Source organism: Arthrobacter sp. CAN_A212 (assembly GCF_015752345.1).
GTDB lineage: Bacteria > Actinomycetota > Actinomycetes > Actinomycetales > Micrococcaceae > Arthrobacter_D.
Genome location: NZ_JADOUT010000026.1, coordinates 1 through 16,428, shown reverse-complemented (window position 1 = coordinate 16,428; position 16,428 = coordinate 1). Strand labels below are relative to the sequence as shown.

Here is a 16,428-nt window from a genome sequence, read left to right as displayed (position 1 = left end):
CAAGTACTTGGGAATAACCATACGCTGGATTGAGGATTAAGGCACGCGAAGTGGCCAAAAAATGTGAGCGGTCTCACGGGACCCTGGCCTCGGCATCGAGTGAGGGTACTACCCATGGTAGGGCCGACGGCGGGCTGGGGATCAGCCCGGTCTCAGAAGGCTGGCCGCCGCCGGCCCGACCATGGGTTCCGCCGGTGAGGGCGGAAAGGGTCTCCCTGGGCACATGGCCCGGGTGACACAGTCAGACTACGGTCCACATACCTTCCCCACACGCGTAGTGGCTACTCGTCTTCGTGCCAGCGGCTACTTCACTCAGCGCCCGGTCTACGCGGCTCTAAGGCTCGTGGGAGCCTTCCTCCAACAGCCCGATGACCAGATCATCCCGGCCCCCGATGCCGAGTTTGAGGTAGATCCGGTAGAGGTGTCCCTCAACTGTCCGGCGGGAAACGGTGAAATAGGTGGCTATTTCCTGGGAGGACGCACCCCTCACCGCAAGCCTGGCAATCTCCTGTTCCCTACGGGTCAAGGCCACCCGGGTCAGGGCTTGATCGGTGACGGCACGGGTCCGGACCCTTCCAAGCATGGGAATCAAGCCACGCAGCTGCTGTCGGACCATACGCTGCACCCTTTCCTCCCCCCTCCGTCCGTACTCTGAGGCGCCACGCGCCAGGCACTCGGCCGCCAGGAGATGCCGGCCGGCACTGAGTGCCTGTGCCCCGGACGCCACAAGCTGGGCCGGGTCTGACGAAGCTGCAGCGAGTGCGATGATGCGGATGGTGTCAGAGTCGGTGGCACCCAGTTCGTTGGCCAACTCCTCAAGGCGCCCGGCACTAACCGGACGCTGCAGGAGGAAAAGCAGTTCGAGGATCTCGGCCTCCGCGTTGACCAGTCCCCGTGACTTTGCCTCGGCGGCTCCTGCCTCGATCGCCGCCACCTCCTGGTTCGTCACCGCCAACCACGACTTGGCGGCGGAAATGTACCCGTCCGCCACCAAACGCTGCGGCAGGAACCCCCGGTACGGGAGCACCCTGTAGTCCTGGAGGTACCCCAGGGCACGCTCATTGTCCCCCACCAATCGGCTGGCAAAGGCGGCGGTTCCCAGGGCCAGGGGGAGGAGCATCTCGGGGTCGTGGCGTCGGAGTTCCTCGATTCCGGCGGCCAGCAAGTCACAGCTAGCATCGATGCGCCCGCATCTGAAGTCCAGCACGCCCTGCAACGTCATCAGGTTGCCGCCGAAGTGTTGCAGTGCTGGCGGCGCTGACTGGTCAAACGATTCGCGCAGGAGTGCGAATCCTGCCTCGTCCATGGTCAGCACCAGCAGCGCCCCATGGCGGGTAATCGCGGTGCGGTAGTGCCGGGCAAGGTCCCCGTTCTCCCCCGTGGTCGCAACCGCTGCAAGGGTCAGATCCTTTGCCTCAGCGGTCTTTCCCGTCGCACCCAGGGCTTCTCCCAGCAACATTCGCGAGAGCAGGCCAACGGTGGATGAGGGCACCGTGCCACCGACGATGCCGCGCAGGCCCCGGATCGCGGTGCTGTAGTCACCGGCCAGGCAGTGCGAAACGTGCCTCAGGATCGCCGCGCCACACTCGACCTGGTCCCTCTTTGCTGGGTCGTCCTGCCGGTTCTGGGCGGCGTTCAACCGCTGGCCCACCACCGCCCAGCGGTCAGCGATACCGAGGAGGTCCTCAGCACTGCCCCCTCGCTGCAGGGTGATCTGGGCCTCGGTGACGGCGGCCTCCGCCAGGATCCCCGGATCTGCCGCCTCTTCGATGAGTCCGCGAATCTCGGCGGCGGCCGCTTCGGTGTCGGCCAGGTACAGGAAACTTCGTGCCGATTCCACCCTGGTAGCCGTGGCGAACTCGGGCGTGGTGACTGCTGCCGAGAATCGTTGCGCCTGGCGGGGCGCGAACCCGTTGTTGGCCTGTTGGGCGGCTGCCAATAACTCCTGATCCGGAATTCCATCGCCGAGATCCATTGCCCAGCCCACACTGGTGCTGGCTCCCGCGGCTGCCAGTACCTCGCGTCCATGCTGGGATGCTCGCAGGGTTCTGAGGATCTCGACCCGCCGACCGGGAGGAAGGAGGTGTCGAATCACTTCCCCATACACCCGCGGTTCGACCGTGACACGGCTCCTGCGGCTGCCGGGCCGTCCCGAATAGGCCAGGAGATTCACCGCGAGCCCCTGTTCCATGGCGGTGGGGTCCAGCAGATGCCGTGCGGCGGTGGTGGGAATACCTCCCAGCATTGCAACCATTTCGATGGCTCCGCGAGTAGCAGGTGTGCAGCCGAGGAGAAGCGCCTTGACCCGCTCCACCAGTTCGTCTCCGGCGGATTTCGGGGTTGAAACCAACAGCCACACCCCGTTGCGCTCAACGAGTGCCCTGGTGGAGCGCAAGTGGGAGATCAGCGCCCTGATGATAGCGGGATTCCCCTGGGACCAATCGGTGAGGAATGAAGTTGCGTTGGAACTGACAATCCCGCCCAGATCCCGCTGGGAGAGCACTGCCACCTGTTCCCGGCCCAACGCCGAAAGTTCACACCGCATGAGCAGGCCGTCCCGGCAGAGTGAGTAAAGTTCCTCTGGCACATTCCCCAGTGACCGGGTGAGCACCAGGAGGCGAATTTCCCGGGCCAACGCGAGCTGGCCGAGGAGGTGGCTGCTCTCCTGATCCAGGTGGTGGGCGCTGTGGACGGTCACCAGCACCGGCAGTCCGGCTTCAGAAGAAACGGAGTTCAGGGCTGCCCTGATCAGCCGCAGTACTGCCAGCCGGGACTCGAGATCGCCGGGAGCTGAATCGAGCAGTAGAGGCGCCAGCGCCCCATAGGGTACGCGACTCAGCGAGGAATCCGCGTGGATGGCCAGCGGCACTACCGTGCCTTCCAGCCTCATCAGGACCTGTGACGCCACCGCCGACTTGCCGATGCCGGCGGGGCCACACACCCAGGCTCCGCTCATGAGCGGGTCCAGAATGCTGGCTGAGACCTGGTCTATGTCGGCGGACCGCCCGATCAGTCCGCCAGCCCCGAGCTGGGCGTTCACCGTCTGAACGCGGTGCTGAGATTCACCTTCGCCAGGAGCTCAGCCCTGGTCCGGACGTGAAGTTTCGTGTACACGCGGTGCAGGTGTCCTTCGACGGTACGGACACTGACATCCATGGCTAGTGCCAGGTCCCGGTTGGTCTTGCCGTCAACCACTGCGGTGACCACTTCGACCTCGCGCCGGGTCAGGGAAGCAAGCTGTCGCCGTGCTCCGAGCGCGGTGCCGGACACACCGACGACGCCGCGAACGCGGTCCGCGACGTAGGCAATGGTCGCGCGCTCGCCGGATTGGGCGGCGAGCTGCACCGCCGACGCGGCCGCGTCACGGGCAAAAGACTGGTCGCCGAGGTGCTGCGCCAGTTCCATTGCCTGCAACACCAGCTCTGCGTCCTCCGCATCGACGCCCTTGGCATAGAGCTGGCTCAGGGCAGCGAACCGTCCCTGGCAGGTTGCGCTGAGTTTGAGGATTGGCTGGGCAACCCCGGTGTCTCCCTGCCGCATCGCGCCGCACAGGGTCATCAACTCCCAGGAACTATTGCCCAGCGCCGCGTCCTCCCTGCTGAGCTCACGCAATTCGAAAGCTGACCGGTCAGCCGATGCCGTGCCCGCCAGGGCCAACGCCGCGAAGTGCTTGGTCAGGCGTCGCACCGTCCAGGATGCCGTCCGGGACGGGATACTGGCGATCGCGAGGTAGTCAGCCGCCTGCGCCGGATTATCCGGAGCGCTGACAAAGGCCAGCGCCGCGGCGGCGAGGGGCGCCGCACCCGCGGGGTCGTGCACCTGAAGTTGTCGCAGTGCCGGGTGGAGTAACGGCTCCGCCTCGGCGGGTCGTCCGGCCGCCGCGTAGATCAGTCCTTCGGCAAGCTCCTCATAGGTTCCAGTGCCGGGGCCCAGGCTCAGCAGGTGGTACGCCGACACCTCCAGCAGACCTGTCAGGTTGCCCGACACTGCCTCGAGGGTAGCAAGCGTCATGGCGATCCGGGACGGCAGCGGCGGTTGGCCGGCAATGTCGGAGTGCAGCGCAACGGCAGCTTCCTTCGCATCATCCACCCGGCCGGTGAACGCGAGCGCCTCGCACAGCCACGCGGCAGCCAGACGACGGTGGTCAGGCTCGAGCGCACCGGGAATAAACTCTGAAGACTTCAGCTCGGTCACTACATCCCGAAAATGGCCCTTGGCTGCGGCCTGGCGTGCACGCTCGAGGATTCTCGCTGCCTGCTGCTTTCGGGGTTCGCCGACCGGTCGACTCAGCGGGCCGGATGCGGACCTGCTGGCTGCCAGGTGGGGACTGAAGCCATCGACCGGGTTCGTCAGACCGAGCACCGCGTCGCTGAGGAGCGGGGTCGCCACGGAGACGGTGGCCCACCGGTCGCTGGCAATGGAGAGCATTCCCTGCTCCTGGAGATCATCCAGATCTCCCAGGGCGTCGCCTGGGACGGCGGCGAGTGGTGTCGTCCCAGCGGCGGCGAGGGCGCCCAGCAGCCGGCGCTGGGCGGGTTGAAGCATGACAATCCGGTCGGCGATCAGGGCGGTGGTGGCTTCGCTGGGCCGCACCTTGTCCGCGGTCAGAACCCAGACGCCTGCACCGCAGCTGAGCGCTCCAGCAGCGACATAGTCGCGCACCAGTGCGCCGAGAAGCCTGGGATTTCCGCCGCTGTGGGTGTGCAGAGCGAGCGACGAGGCCCGGGACGCACCGGCACCGAGGGTCGCCGCAAGGTACGCAGCGACCTCCTGCTGGGACAGGGGCGCCAGGTCCATCCGCACCAGGGTGCCCTTCAGGGACAACGTCTGGAAGTAAACGGGGGCGTCCGCGAGATCGCTGCAGGCAGCGACCAGCCGGATGGTCCCGGCCTGCACCATCTGGCCCAGCACCGTTGTCGACGCCTCGTCCAGATAGTGGGCGTCGTCGACCACAACGATCACGGGTAGGCCCAGCGCCTTGCCTTTGAGCACGCGTGTGAGGGCGCTGATCACCCGGACCGGATGGCTGAGGACGTGCTCTCCCGTGTCCGCCAGCAGGACCCGAAGGGCACCGTAGGGTTCCCGCACGTTACGACCAGAGCCCCGAAGGTGGATCAGGCAGGCGGTGGCCCGAAGGTGGTCCACCATCGACCGCAGGAGTGCTGTCTTGCCGCTTCCTGATTCGCCGGTCAGCAGGACCGATGAGGGGGCAGACCCCTCCAGCAGCAGATCATTGAGAGTTTGGGGAAGGTACGCGCGGGCGCCCCTCGGGGGCGTCGTCGCACTGCTGGCCCCCGTCCGTGGCTCGGGAGACGCCTGACGCCACTCAATCGGGGCAGGCGGGTGGGCATGCGTACTGATGTTGAAACTCATTGAGAGACCTTTTCTTCGCGTTCCCAGCGTTGTGAAGTACTGATCACGGTAGAACTCCCGCCCGGCACCCGCATGAGTAGCGACTACCCGAATTTTTCGCTCGCACTACGCATCGGCTACTTGGATCCGTAGGGCCGGGGTACTCGGCAGTCTTCGTTTCGAGGATGAGCATCAAAAAAGGGACCGACGTTGGGATGGGGGTGGCCCAGTCTCAGAGGCCGCCCAACGTCGGCCCCCGCATTTGGGGCCGCAATGGCTCAGCGGTCTGGATCATTTCACCATGTCACCACTGATCGTGAATCGAATTTTATCCGTTATTTCCCTGCCGAGTGGTATTTCTGCTGAGCGCTGACAAGCCCCTCGGTAATAAGCGATTCCACGGCATCAGCCGCGTCCTCGACGAGGAAGCCCAGCTCCTTCTTTTCGACCGTTCCGAAGTCACGGAGCACATGATCGGCTGCATCCTGCCGCCCCGGGGGGCGGCCCACCCCGACCCTGATCCTTAGGTAGTCCTTGGTACCGAGAACCTTGGAGATGTCCCGCAAACCGTTGTGTCCGCCCTCACCGCCGCCAGCCTTCAGCTTGACCGTGTTGAAGTCGATGTCGATCTCGTCGTGCACGGCAATGACCCGTTCAGCGGGTATGTCGTAGAAACGGCAGAGGGCTCCGACCGGGCCTCCGGAGAGATTCATGTAGGTCAACGGCTTGGCGAGGATCAGCTTCGGTCCGCCGATGCCCAGACGGCCTTCGAGGACAGCCGCGTGCGCCTTGTGGCTTTTGAATTTCCCGCCGAGCCGTTCGCCCAGCGTGTCAAGAACCATCTGACCCACATTGTGTCTGTTGCGGCTGTAGTCGGGCCCTGGGTTCCCGAGCCCGACTACCAGCCACGTGTCATTCGCCACGGGTATTCCCGTAGATGGAGTTACTCGCCCTCTTCGGACTTCTCGCCGGAGGCAGCGACAACGTCGCCCTCGGCAACTGTCTCTTCATCTTCATCGCCGAGATCCTGGACGGTCGGCTCGCTGATGTTGACGATCAGCGTGTCCGCTTCGATCAGCAGGGTGACGCCCTTGGGAAGCACGATGTCAGAGGCATGGATGTGCTCGCCAACGGTGCGACCCTCAACGTTGACGGTGAGGGAATCAGGCAGGTGGGTGGCTTCGGCTTCGACCTCGACCGAGTTGTGCTCGAGGTTCATGACGGCGCCCGGCGCCAGCTCGCCTTCGACGTGGATGTAGACGTCAACAGTGACCTTCTCGCCCTGACGCACGGTGAGTAGGTCAAGGTGCTCCACGATGCGCTTCAGTGGGTTGCGGACAACGTACTTGGCCAGGGCCAGGTGCTTCTCCCCTTCAACATCGAGAGTCAGCAGCGCGTTGGACGTCCTCAGGGCGAGGGTGGTTGCTTTGGAAGGCAACAGTACGTGGATGGGATCCGCACCGTGGCCGTAGATGACCGCAGGGATTTTGTCTTCGCGGCGTGCACGGCGCGCCGCGCCCTTGCCGAATTCAGTGCGTACTTCTGCGGGGAGTGTGAGGTCAGACATTGAGTCTCCTGTGTTGACGAGTAGTGGATCGTTGCTGGGCAAACGATCGGCAGCTGTCTAGAAACAGTTCATCGTCAACACATTCAGTGTTGGACTCTCGTCACTAACCACCGTCGATCACGGAACAATCCCGGGTGGTACCGGGATGCTCCCTCGCCTAGGCATCGCGTTCAATGGTACAGCACTTGCGGGCCTGCCCTGCACCCGCGCTCCAGAATCCGTTGGGGCCCGGACCGGCAGGAGGTTCCTCATCATCCTCTAATGTGTGAGTCGTACCGTTGAAGTCTGTTGGAACCGCTGGCAAGCAACCAGCGGGAAGCATCTCGTCGAAAGCTCCCCGGAGCTGCCGGACAAAGGATCAGCATGCGAATTTCAGTAATAGGTTGTGGCTACCTGGGAGCCGTGCACGCGGCCTGCATGGCAAAGCTGGGGCACGACGTCGTCGCTATCGATGTCGACGAACGCAAGATCAGCGAGTTGCAGGCCGGCCGGTCACACTTCTTCGAGCCCGGCCTGCCAGAACTTCTCGACGAGGTTCTCCAGACGGGCCGGTTGAAGTTCAGTTCCGAGATCAGTGATGCCCGCGGAGCGCAGGTGCACTTCCTGTGCGTGGGTACCCCCCAGCGCAAGGGCGAGTACGCTGCCGATCTGCGGTACGTGGACGCCGCCTTTGCCTCCCTCGTCGACTCCCTCGAGGAGGGGAACCTGGTGGTGGGCAAGTCGACGGTTCCGGTCGGCACCGCAGCCCGGCTGGCCGATGACCTGCTGGACCGGTTCCCGGACGCCAGCCTGGCCTGGAATCCCGAGTTCCTGCGGGAGGGCTTCGCCGTGAAGGACACGCTCAGCCCTGACCGCCTGGTCTACGGCGTTCCCGCCGGGGAGGACGGGAACCGCGCGACGGCCCTGCTCGATGAAGTGTATGCCGGCCCCCTGGGGCTGGGGACACGCCGACTGGTGGCCGACTATGCGACGGCGGAACTGGTCAAGTCGGCCGCCAACTCGTTCCTCGCCACCAAGATTTCCTTCATCAACGCCATGGCAGAGGTATGCGACGCCGCCGGGGCGGACGTCACCCTGCTCGCCGACGCGATTGGCATGGACGATCGGATTGGCCGCAAATTCCTTAACGCGGGGATTGGCTTCGGCGGTGGCTGTCTCCCGAAGGACATCCGCGCATTCATGGCCCGGGCCGGTGAACTGGGTGCCGACCAGGCGCTGACGTTCCTCCGCGAGGTGGACGACATCAACCTGCGACGTCGGATCCGGGTAGTTGAGTTGACCCGCCAGCTGGTGGGCGGATCCCTGCTCGGCAAGCGCATCACGGTCCTGGGGGTGGCATTCAAGCCCAACAGCGACGACGTGAGGGATTCCCCCGCCCTGAGCATCGCGGCCCAGCTCCAGCTCCAGGGCGCCGATGTCACGGTGACTGACCCCGAGGCCCTGGCCAACGCGAGGGGACGGTTCCCCGAGCTGAACTACGAACCCGACTTCGGTGCAGCCGTCGCGAAGGCCAACGCGCTCCTCATTCTCACTGAGTGGGACCAGTACCGTTCAGTCGATCCGGCGGAGCTGGCCACGCAGGTGGCCAGCAAGAACATCCTCGACGGACGGAACGTCCTGGACCCCGTCCAGTGGCGTGCAGCCGGCTGGAAATACCAGGGCATCGGCCGGCCATAACTCACACCGGACTCCCGCCGGGTAACTCCGGGACCAGCCCCTAGGCGTTGCCGTCAAACAGGCTGGTCACGGATCCGTCGTCGAAGACTTCCCTGATGGCCCGGGCGATCAGCGGTGCGATCGACAGCACGGTGAGCTGGGGGAACCTCTTCTCCGAGGGGATCGGCAGGGTGTTAGTCACCACCACCTCGCGGGCGCCGGACTCCGAGAGGCGGCGGGCCGCCGGATCCGAGAAGACAGCATGGGTGGCGGCGATGATCACATCTTTGGCACCGGCGTTCTTGAGCACCTGGACGGCGCCGGAAATGGTTCCACCCGTGTCGATCATGTCGTCGATCAGCACGCAGGTCCGACCCTCAACCTGGCCCACCACCTGCTTGGAGACTGCCTGGTTCGGGACCGTCAGGTCACGGCTCTTGTGCACGAAGGCCAGGGGCGATCCGCCCAGCCGTTCGGCCCACTGCTCGGCGACCCGGACCCTGCCGGTATCGGGCGAGACCACAGTGACGTTGTCGGCGTCGACCCGGGTACGGATGTAATCGGCAAGCAGCGGAATGGCCATCAGGTGATCCACTGGGCCGTCGAAGAAGCCCTGGATCTGCGACGTGTGCAGGTCAACCGACATCAGGCGGTTGGCGCCGGCTGTCTTGTAGAGGTCGGCGACAAGCCGGGCCGAGATCGGTTCGCGGCCGCGGCCCTTTTTGTCCTGCCGTGCGTACGGGTAGAACGGGGAGACCACTGTGATGCGCTTGGCCGAGGCCCGCTTCAGGGAATCGATCATGATCAGCTGTTCCATCAGCCAGTTGTTCAGCGGCGCGGGATGTGCCTGGATCACGAACACGTCGGTGCCGCGCACGCTCTCCCCGGACCTGACGTAAATCTCGCCGTTCGCGAAGTCGTAGGCGGAGATCGGGAGGAGCTCGGTACCAAGCGTCTGGGCGATCTCCTCGGCCAGTTCGGGGTGGGCCCGTCCGGAGGCCAGGACCAGTTTCTTTTCGCCGCGTGCGGTGATCTCACTCATGAACGGTCGCTTTCGTCTGTGGTGCCCGGGGTCGTGCTGGGGAGGTCGGCGGTGGCCGGAGCCCGCTGGGCTGCGGCGGCAGCGGTGGCGGCGGCAGTGTCGGGCCGTTTGGCCTGCACCCAGCCCTCGGCCGTGCGCTGCGGTGCAACGCTGATGGCGAGGGCGCCGGGGGGCACGTCGTTGCGGACGACGGCGCCCGCACCGGTGTACGCACCATCCCCGACCACGACGGGCGCCACGAACACCGTGTTCGATCCGGTCCTCACGTTGGCGCCGATGACGGTGCGGTGCTTGTTGACGCCGTCGTAATTGGCGGTGATGTTGCCGCACCCAATGTTGGTGTCTTCACCGATCTCTGCGTCCCCGGCATACCCCAGGTGGGACAGTTTGGAGCCGCGCCCGATGGTCACGTTTTTGGTCTCATAGAACGCGCCGATCTTTCCGTCCTCCCCGAGAACCGTGCCGGGCCGCAGGTAAGTGAATGGGCCGACGGCGGCGCGGGCGCTGATCTGGGCGCCCGACCCGTGGGTGCGCAGTACCCGCGCCCCCTCCCCGACTACGACATCGGTCAGGGTGCTGTCCGGGCCGACGACGGCGTCCCGGGCGATATCGCAGGCACCGTGGAGCTGGGTGCCGGGGAGGATCGTCACGTCCTCGGCCAAGCGCACCGACGTGTCGATCCAGGTGGTAGCGGGGTCGATAATCGATACGCCTGCCCGCATCCAGCGGGTGAGGGTGCGCCGGTTGAGTTCAGCGCCGAGTGCAGCGAGCTGCACCCGGTCGTTGGCACCTTCAACCTGCCACGGGTCGTCCGAGACGACTGCTGCCACCCGACCGCCCCGGCGTGAGGCAATGCCCAGGACATCTGTCAGGTACATTTCGCCCTGTGAGTTGCCGGCGGTCACCGAGGTCAGCGCGTCACGCAGGGTCGCCGCGTCGAACGCATAGATTCCCGAGTTGATTTCGTTGATGGTCCGCTGGGCGTCGGTCGCGTCCTTGTGCTCGACGATCCCGGTGACCGTGCCGTCGTCGGCCCGCAGGATACGGCCGTAACCGGAGGCGTCGCCGAGCACCGCGGTCAGCACCGTGACGGCGTTGTCCCCGCCGATATGCGCCTCAATAAGCTGGGCGAGCGTGTCGGAGGTCAGCAGGGGCACATCGCCGTAGGTCACCACGACCGTGCCCTTCAGGGGTGCGCCCGCGTCCCCGTCGAGGGCGTCGAGGGCCACCTGGACGGCGCGTCCAGTGCCGGGCACGTCATCCTGGTCGACGATGACTGCCTGCGGATCCAGCTCGGCGATATGGCCCGCAACGCGATCGCGTTCGTGCCGGACGACGACGGCGAGTGCATCGGGGACCACGCCGCGTGCGGCGGCGACGGCGTGCCCCACCATTGACCGTCCGCCGAGGGTGTGGAGGATCTTCGGGGTCCGGGACTTCATTCGTGTTCCGGCTCCGGCGGCCAGCACGATGACTGCCGCTGGGCGTTTCGCGCCTGCCTCGGGGATCTGTTCCTGAGAGTGGGTGTTTGAGGTCTGCGGACCCATTGAGGAGACACTCCTGCCTGTAGTTTTCACTGTCAACCGGAAAAGTACAGGCTCACACCGGCAATACTACCCGCGGCAATACTTTCCGATTGTTCCGCCCATAGGATTCGAACCTATACTCCACAGCTCCAAAGGCTGGGGTGCTGCCATTACACCAGGGCGGACTGTGCCAACCAAGCCCCTCTCGGGTCCCGGACGCACGGTTATCCAGTTTGCCATGAGTCGGGGGCTTCCTGCGACTTGGAAGCCCCCGCTGCGGTGTTATTTCCCGACGACCTCGGCTGCTGCAAGCCACTGCAGCTCCAGGTCCTGCTGCTCGGCCTGGACCGCCTGCAGCTTCGTGTTCAGCGTGGCCATCTTGTCGAAGTCGACGTCACCGCCGGCCCCGTCATTCATCTGCTGCTGGATGCGTTCCACCTGCGCTGCGGCCTTGCCGAGCTGGCGTTCGATGCGGGTCAGGTCCTTCTTCGCCTGGCGTGTCTCTTCGGAGCTGTACGCGGTAGCCGATCCGGCGCTGGCCTGGGCATCGTCAGCGTTGAGGGGGGAAGCGCCTGCTCCGGACTCCGCGGCGCGGCGCAGTTCGAGGTACTGGTCCACTCCCCGCGGCAGGTCACGCAGTTTACCGTCGCCCAGGAGCGCCATCTGCGAATCGGTGACCCGCTCCAGCAAATACCGGTCGTGGGAGACGACCACCAGGGTGCCGGGCCAGCCGTCCAGGACGTCCTCGATCGCCGCCAGGGTGTCAGTGTCCAGGTCGTTGGTTGGCTCGTCGAGCATCAACACATTGGGCTCACCCACCAGGAGGCGGAGCAGCTGCAGCCGGCGGCGTTCACCACCGGAGAGGTCCTTGACCTTGGTCCACTGCTTCGCGTTGGTGAAACCAAGCTGCTCCACCAGTTGGGTGGCTGACACCTCACGCCCACCCACGCTGAAAACACGCTTCTCCTGCTCGATGACCTCGGTGACGCGCAAGTGCTCCAGCTCGTCGAGTTCCTTGACCTCCTGGGAAAGGACTGCCGTCTGGACCGTCTTGCCCTTCTTCACCTTGCCGGCGTCAGGGGTCACCTCGCCGTTCAGCATCCGCAGCAGGGTGGTCTTGCCTGACCCGTTAACCCCGACCAGCCCCAGCCGCTGCCCGGGGGCGAGGCGCAGGGTGATGCCGTCGAAGAGATTCTTCTCTCCGAGCGCCAGTGAGACATCCTCAAGGTCCAGGACATCCTTGCCCTGCCGGGCCATGGCCATCTTGCTCAGGGCGAGGGAGTCGCGTGGCTCGGGCACATCGGCGATCAACGCGTTTGCTGCCTCAATCCGGAACTTCGGTTTGGCGGTCCGTGCGGGGGCCCCGCGGCGCAGCCAGGCAAGTTCCTTCTTGACCAGTTGCTGCCGCTTGCCTTCGACCACCGAGTCCATCCGGTCACGCTCCGCCCGGGCGAGGACGTAGGCGGCGTAACCGCCGTCGAACCCGTCGACGACGCCGTCGTGCACCTCCCAGGTGCGGGTGCAGATTTCGTCGAGGAACCAGCGATCGTGGGTGACGACCAGGAGCCCGCCGTCGCTGGGACGCCAGCGCTCGGCCAGATGGCGGGCGAGCCAGGCCACGCCCTCAACGTCGAGGTGGTTGGTGGGCTCGTCGAGCATGATGACGTCGTCGTCGCCAATCAGGAGTTTAGCCAGGGCAACCCGGCGCTTCTGCCCACCGGAGAGCGAAGAGACCTTGGCGTGCCAGTCAACCTCAGCGACCAGACCGCCCATCACGTCGCGGATCTTGGGATTGGAGGCCCATTCGTGGTCCGCCTGGTCGCCCACGATTGCTTCGCCGACACTCAGGTCGCCGTCCAGGACGTCGGTCTGGTCCAGGTAACCCACGTGGACGTCGCGGCGGCGCGTGACCCGGCCCTCGTCGGGGGTGGCGCGCTGCGCCAGGAGACGCATGAGGGTGGACTTGCCGTCGCCGTTGCGACCGACCATACCGATCCGGTCGCCATCCTCGATGCCGAGGGAAACGCCGTCGAGAACGGTGCGGGTGGCAAACGTGACGCTGACGCTTTCAGCGCCCAGAAGATGTGCCAAGGGTGTACTGCTTCCTGATGGTGGGGGGATGAAAGGCTTGAGCTGGCCCCTGCAAGGGCCACGGGTCAAGCGGTGTAGTCGTTAACAATTCTGGCACCGTGCACCGGACCATGCACTGCCGTCGCGGTCAAGCCGCCGCTCGAGAGCTGATCGGCGAGCGCTGCCGCATGCGCTTCGTCCGCGGCGAGGAACGCAATGGTGGGCCCCGATCCGGAGACCAGCCCGGCGAGGGCTCCCGCGTCGGTGCCCGCCTGCAGGATCCCGGCGAGATCCGGAGCCAGTTCGAGTGCCGCCGCCTGGAGGTCGTTGTGGAGTAGTTCGGCGAGTGCGACCGCGTCGCCTGCACGCATCGCGCTGAGGATCCGCGGGTCGATGTCCGGCGGGGTGGCCGGTTCGGTCCCGTCCCGCAGCCGGAGTTCGTCGAGCGTCCGGTAGACCTCGGGGGTGGAGAGCCCAAAAGCGGACGTCACGAGCACCCAGTGAAGGGGCGTCTTCGAGATTGCTGGCGTGAGCTGCTCCCCCACCCCGACTCCGACCGCTGTGCCGCCGACCAGCGCAAACGGGACGTCGGCGCCGAGGTCGGCCGCCATTTCCGCGAGCTCGTCCCGGGAGAATCCGCTGTTCCAGAGGGCATCGCAGGCCAGGAGCGTCGCAGCCGCATCAGCGGACCCCCCACCCATCCCCCCGGCCACGGGCACCCGCTTGGTGATATCGAGCAGCAGCCCGGTTGAGCCGCCGCTAAGATCAGCGAGCAGGGTGGCAGCGCGCGCAGCAAGATTGGTGGCATCCAGCGGGATGCTCTCGACCGGCAGGTTCAGAGATCCCTGCCCGTTGACCGTAACAACGATGCCCGGCTCGGCCGTGACGGTCGCGGTGACCTCCTCATACAGGGAGACGGCCAGGTACACGCTCGCCACGCTGTGGTAGCCGTCCTCGCGAAGCGGCCCCACCCTGAACGAAACGTTGATCTTTCCGGGCGCGCGGACGCTCACCCTCGCGGGAGCACCGCTGAAGAGTCCTGCCGTTTTGCCTACCTCCATAGTCTCCAACCTAGATCACCGGGCCCTGAACCGGGAATCCTGTCGGCCTCCTGCCTGACCGTTGCGTAAAGATAGTAAGCGTGCTTACATTGCAGTTTGTAAGCAGGATTACTATCCGAAGGAAGAACTATGACTACCCAGAATTGGTCAGAGGATCCCCTGACAGCTGCGCCCTCCGGCGAGCGTGTCCGGCCCGATTCACCAGCAGGCAACACACCGGTCGGCGAGAGCAACGGGTCCGCCGGTGTCAAGGACCAGGCGAAGGACCAGGCCAAAGAGGTGGGCCGCGACGGGCTGAATGCAGCCCAGGGAGTCGCCCAGACTGCGACCACCGAGGCGAAGAATGTTGCTGCTGAAGCCAGCACGCAGGCGAAAAACCTGTTGGGCGAACTCGGTTCGGACCTCAAGGATCAGGCGGGCGCGAGCCAGCAGAAAGCCGCCGAGGGACTACGGTCCATCAGTGATGAGCTGGTTTCCATGGCAGACAACGGGGACCATAACGGCCCCGCCAACTCCCTGGTCCGCCAGGCTGCCCAGCGGTCGGGAGACGTTGCTGGCTGGCTGGAAGGCCGGGATCCAGGATCGCTGCTGGACGAGGTCAAGGACTTCGCCCGTCGCCGTCCGGGTACCTTCCTGATGGTCGCTGCGGGAGCAGGCCTGCTCGCCGGTCGCCTCACCCGTGGGCTTGCTGGCGCAGGATCGGACTCTTCGAGCACGACGCCAGCCAACCCGGCGCCGGAGTACCCACCGACCGTGCCTTCTCAGCCCGCAGCCGGCACTGGCCCAGCGTTTGCACCAGCCACGCCCGCTACCGAGACAACTCCGATGATGGACAACGGCCTGACCTCGGCCGATGACGCCCGGCAGATTTCGAACGATCCGCTGGCGGACCCGTTGGCGTCCGAGCCAGTCATCGTCCCGGGTACCCGCACCCAGAACGAGCGACTCGATAGGGACCTGCGCTAATGAGCGGTATTCACACCGGAGGATCCCAGGCATACGAACCGTCACACACCACGGCCGAGGATCGGGCAGCCAATGAGTCGTTGGGATCGCTGCTCGGCGATGTGACTCGTAATCTGTCCACCCTGATGCGTCAGGAGCTGGAGCTCGCCAAGGCTGAACTGCGTGAAAGCGGCACGAAGGCTGGCAAGGGCGCGGGCATGTTGGGCGGCGCCGCCATCGCCGGCCACTTTGTGCTGCTCTTCCTGTCCCTGGCACTGATGTGGGGACTGGCTGAACTTGTTGGCCCGGGCTGGTCTGCGGTCATCGTCGCAGTCATCTGGGGCATCATCGCCGCCGTCCTCGCCCTGATCGGCAAAAAGGAACTGAAGAGCGTGCGCGGCCTGCCGGTCACCGCCGAAACCGTCAAAGACATTCCCCCCACTCTGAAACCAGGTGCGAACACCCCATGAACCAGACCCCAGAACAGATTCGTGCAGACATCGAACGGACCCGCCGCGAGCTCGGCACCGACGTCGATGCCGTAGCCGACAAGGTAAGCCCCGCCAGCATCGCCCAGCGTCAGGGAGACAAGGTGCGCAACGCGGTGGGAGGCCTGAAGACCTCGGTCATGGGGTCAGCGGACCAGACGTCCGCTGGCACCCGGTCCGCTGCGAACAACGTCAGTGGCGCCGTACAGGATGCTCCTCAGCAGCTCACCCGCAAGACCCAGGGCAACCCGCTGGCCGCCGGGCTGATCGCCTTCGGAGCCGGAATGCTCATCTCCTCGCTGATCCCGGCGAGCGAGAAGGAGAAGGAAGCTGCAGCTGCACTGAAGGAGAAGGCTGAGCCCCTCACCAACAGTGTCACCGACGCAGCGAAGGCCGTTGCCGAGGACCTCAAGGAACCGGCACAGCAGGCAATGGATTCGGTGAAAGAAACAGCCACCAACTCCGCCAACACCGTCAAGAATGAAGGCGCATCCGCGGCAGCCGATGTGAAGGGCAAGGCCCAGGACGCGAAGGACAACGTCCAGAACGAGGCCAGCCGCTCCTAAGCGGTTGGCACCTGGTGTGGCGGGGGGGGCCCCCCCCCCCCCCCCCCCCAAAAAAAAAACAAAAAAAAAAAAAAAAAAAATAAAGTGGGGGAAAACCCGAGCCGAAAACCAACATAGTGAGGTGTGTTATTTTTTTTTTTTGTGTTTTTGGTGTT

General features: G+C 65.2%; 12 protein-coding genes and 1 tRNA gene. 4 read left to right on the top strand and 9 right to left on the bottom strand.

The annotated features are described in order from the left end of the window. Positions 1-334: 334 nt before the first annotated feature. The 4 genes from IWX64_RS15150 to IWX64_RS15135 form a co-directional block, all read right to left on the bottom strand. A complete protein-coding gene (locus IWX64_RS15150; RefSeq protein WP_196867963.1) occupies positions 335-3,040 on the bottom strand; it encodes a LuxR C-terminal-related transcriptional regulator in 2,706 nt (901 codons plus the stop codon). Further along, on the bottom strand, positions 3,037-5,373 hold the full coding sequence (locus tag IWX64_RS15145) for a helix-turn-helix transcriptional regulator (protein ID WP_196867962.1): 2,337 nt from the start codon (positions 5,371-5,373) through the stop codon (positions 3,037-3,039). Before IWX64_RS15145 ends, IWX64_RS15150 begins: the two co-directional genes overlap by 4 nt. 314 nt (positions 5,374-5,687) lie before the next feature. Next, positions 5,688-6,275 (bottom strand): aminoacyl-tRNA hydrolase, encoded by a 588-nt coding sequence (gene pth / locus IWX64_RS15140; protein WP_196867961.1) that lies wholly within the window; start codon positions 6,273-6,275, stop codon positions 5,688-5,690. A 20-nt stretch (positions 6,276-6,295) separates the two neighbouring features. Further along, the gene (locus tag IWX64_RS15135) at positions 6,296-6,919 is read right to left on the bottom strand and encodes a 50S ribosomal protein L25/general stress protein Ctc (protein WP_196867960.1); all 624 of its coding nucleotides are present in this window, start codon (positions 6,917-6,919) and stop codon (positions 6,296-6,298) included. A 363-nt stretch (positions 6,920-7,282) separates the two neighbouring features. On the opposite strand from IWX64_RS15135, the gene IWX64_RS15130 reads away from it, so the two are divergent. Further along, on the top strand, positions 7,283-8,596 hold the full coding sequence (locus IWX64_RS15130) for a UDP-glucose dehydrogenase family protein (protein ID WP_196867959.1): 1,314 nt from the start codon (positions 7,283-7,285) through the stop codon (positions 8,594-8,596). A gap of 40 nt (positions 8,597-8,636) precedes the next feature. Here the strand turns inward: IWX64_RS15130 and IWX64_RS15125 are convergent, their stop codons facing one another. The 5 genes from IWX64_RS15125 to IWX64_RS15105 form a co-directional block, all read right to left on the bottom strand. Beyond that, positions 8,637-9,617, bottom strand: a complete 981-nt coding sequence (locus IWX64_RS15125; protein ID WP_196867958.1) for a ribose-phosphate diphosphokinase — start codon at positions 9,615-9,617, stop codon at positions 8,637-8,639. Continuing rightward, on the bottom strand, positions 9,614-11,059 hold the full coding sequence (gene glmU / locus IWX64_RS15120; RefSeq protein WP_245346199.1) for a bifunctional UDP-N-acetylglucosamine diphosphorylase/glucosamine-1-phosphate N-acetyltransferase GlmU: 1,446 nt from the start codon (positions 11,057-11,059) through the stop codon (positions 9,614-9,616). The genes IWX64_RS15125 and glmU overlap by 4 nt, the downstream gene beginning before the upstream one ends. Positions 11,060-11,256: 197 nt before the next feature. Then, positions 11,257-11,328 (bottom strand) — tRNA-Gln (locus tag IWX64_RS15115). A gap of 97 nt (positions 11,329-11,425) precedes the next feature. Then, a complete protein-coding gene (locus IWX64_RS15110) occupies positions 11,426-13,234 on the bottom strand; it encodes an ATP-binding cassette domain-containing protein (RefSeq protein ID WP_196867956.1) in 1,809 nt (602 codons plus the stop codon). Positions 13,235-13,299: 65 nt separating this feature from the next. Beyond that, positions 13,300-14,274: a 4-(cytidine 5'-diphospho)-2-C-methyl-D-erythritol kinase gene (locus IWX64_RS15105; RefSeq protein ID WP_196867955.1), complete on the bottom strand. Its 975-nt coding sequence runs from the start codon at positions 14,272-14,274 to the stop codon at positions 13,300-13,302. Between the two features lie 129 nt (positions 14,275-14,403). Between IWX64_RS15105 and IWX64_RS15100 the strand changes: the two genes are divergently transcribed. From IWX64_RS15100 to IWX64_RS15090, 3 genes are read left to right on the top strand one after another with little or no spacing between them, the layout of a single operon-like run. Next, the gene (locus IWX64_RS15100; RefSeq protein WP_196867954.1) at positions 14,404-15,240 is read left to right on the top strand and encodes a hypothetical protein; all 837 of its coding nucleotides are present in this window, start codon (positions 14,404-14,406) and stop codon (positions 15,238-15,240) included. Then, positions 15,240-15,689, top strand: coding sequence for a phage holin family protein (locus tag IWX64_RS15095; protein WP_196867953.1), 450 nt, complete (start codon positions 15,240-15,242; stop codon positions 15,687-15,689). The genes IWX64_RS15100 and IWX64_RS15095 overlap by 1 nt, the downstream gene beginning before the upstream one ends. Then, on the top strand, positions 15,686-16,273 hold the full coding sequence (locus IWX64_RS15090; protein ID WP_196867952.1) for a DUF3618 domain-containing protein: 588 nt from the start codon (positions 15,686-15,688) through the stop codon (positions 16,271-16,273). Before IWX64_RS15095 ends, IWX64_RS15090 begins: the two co-directional genes overlap by 4 nt. Positions 16,274-16,428 lie beyond the last annotated feature (155 nt).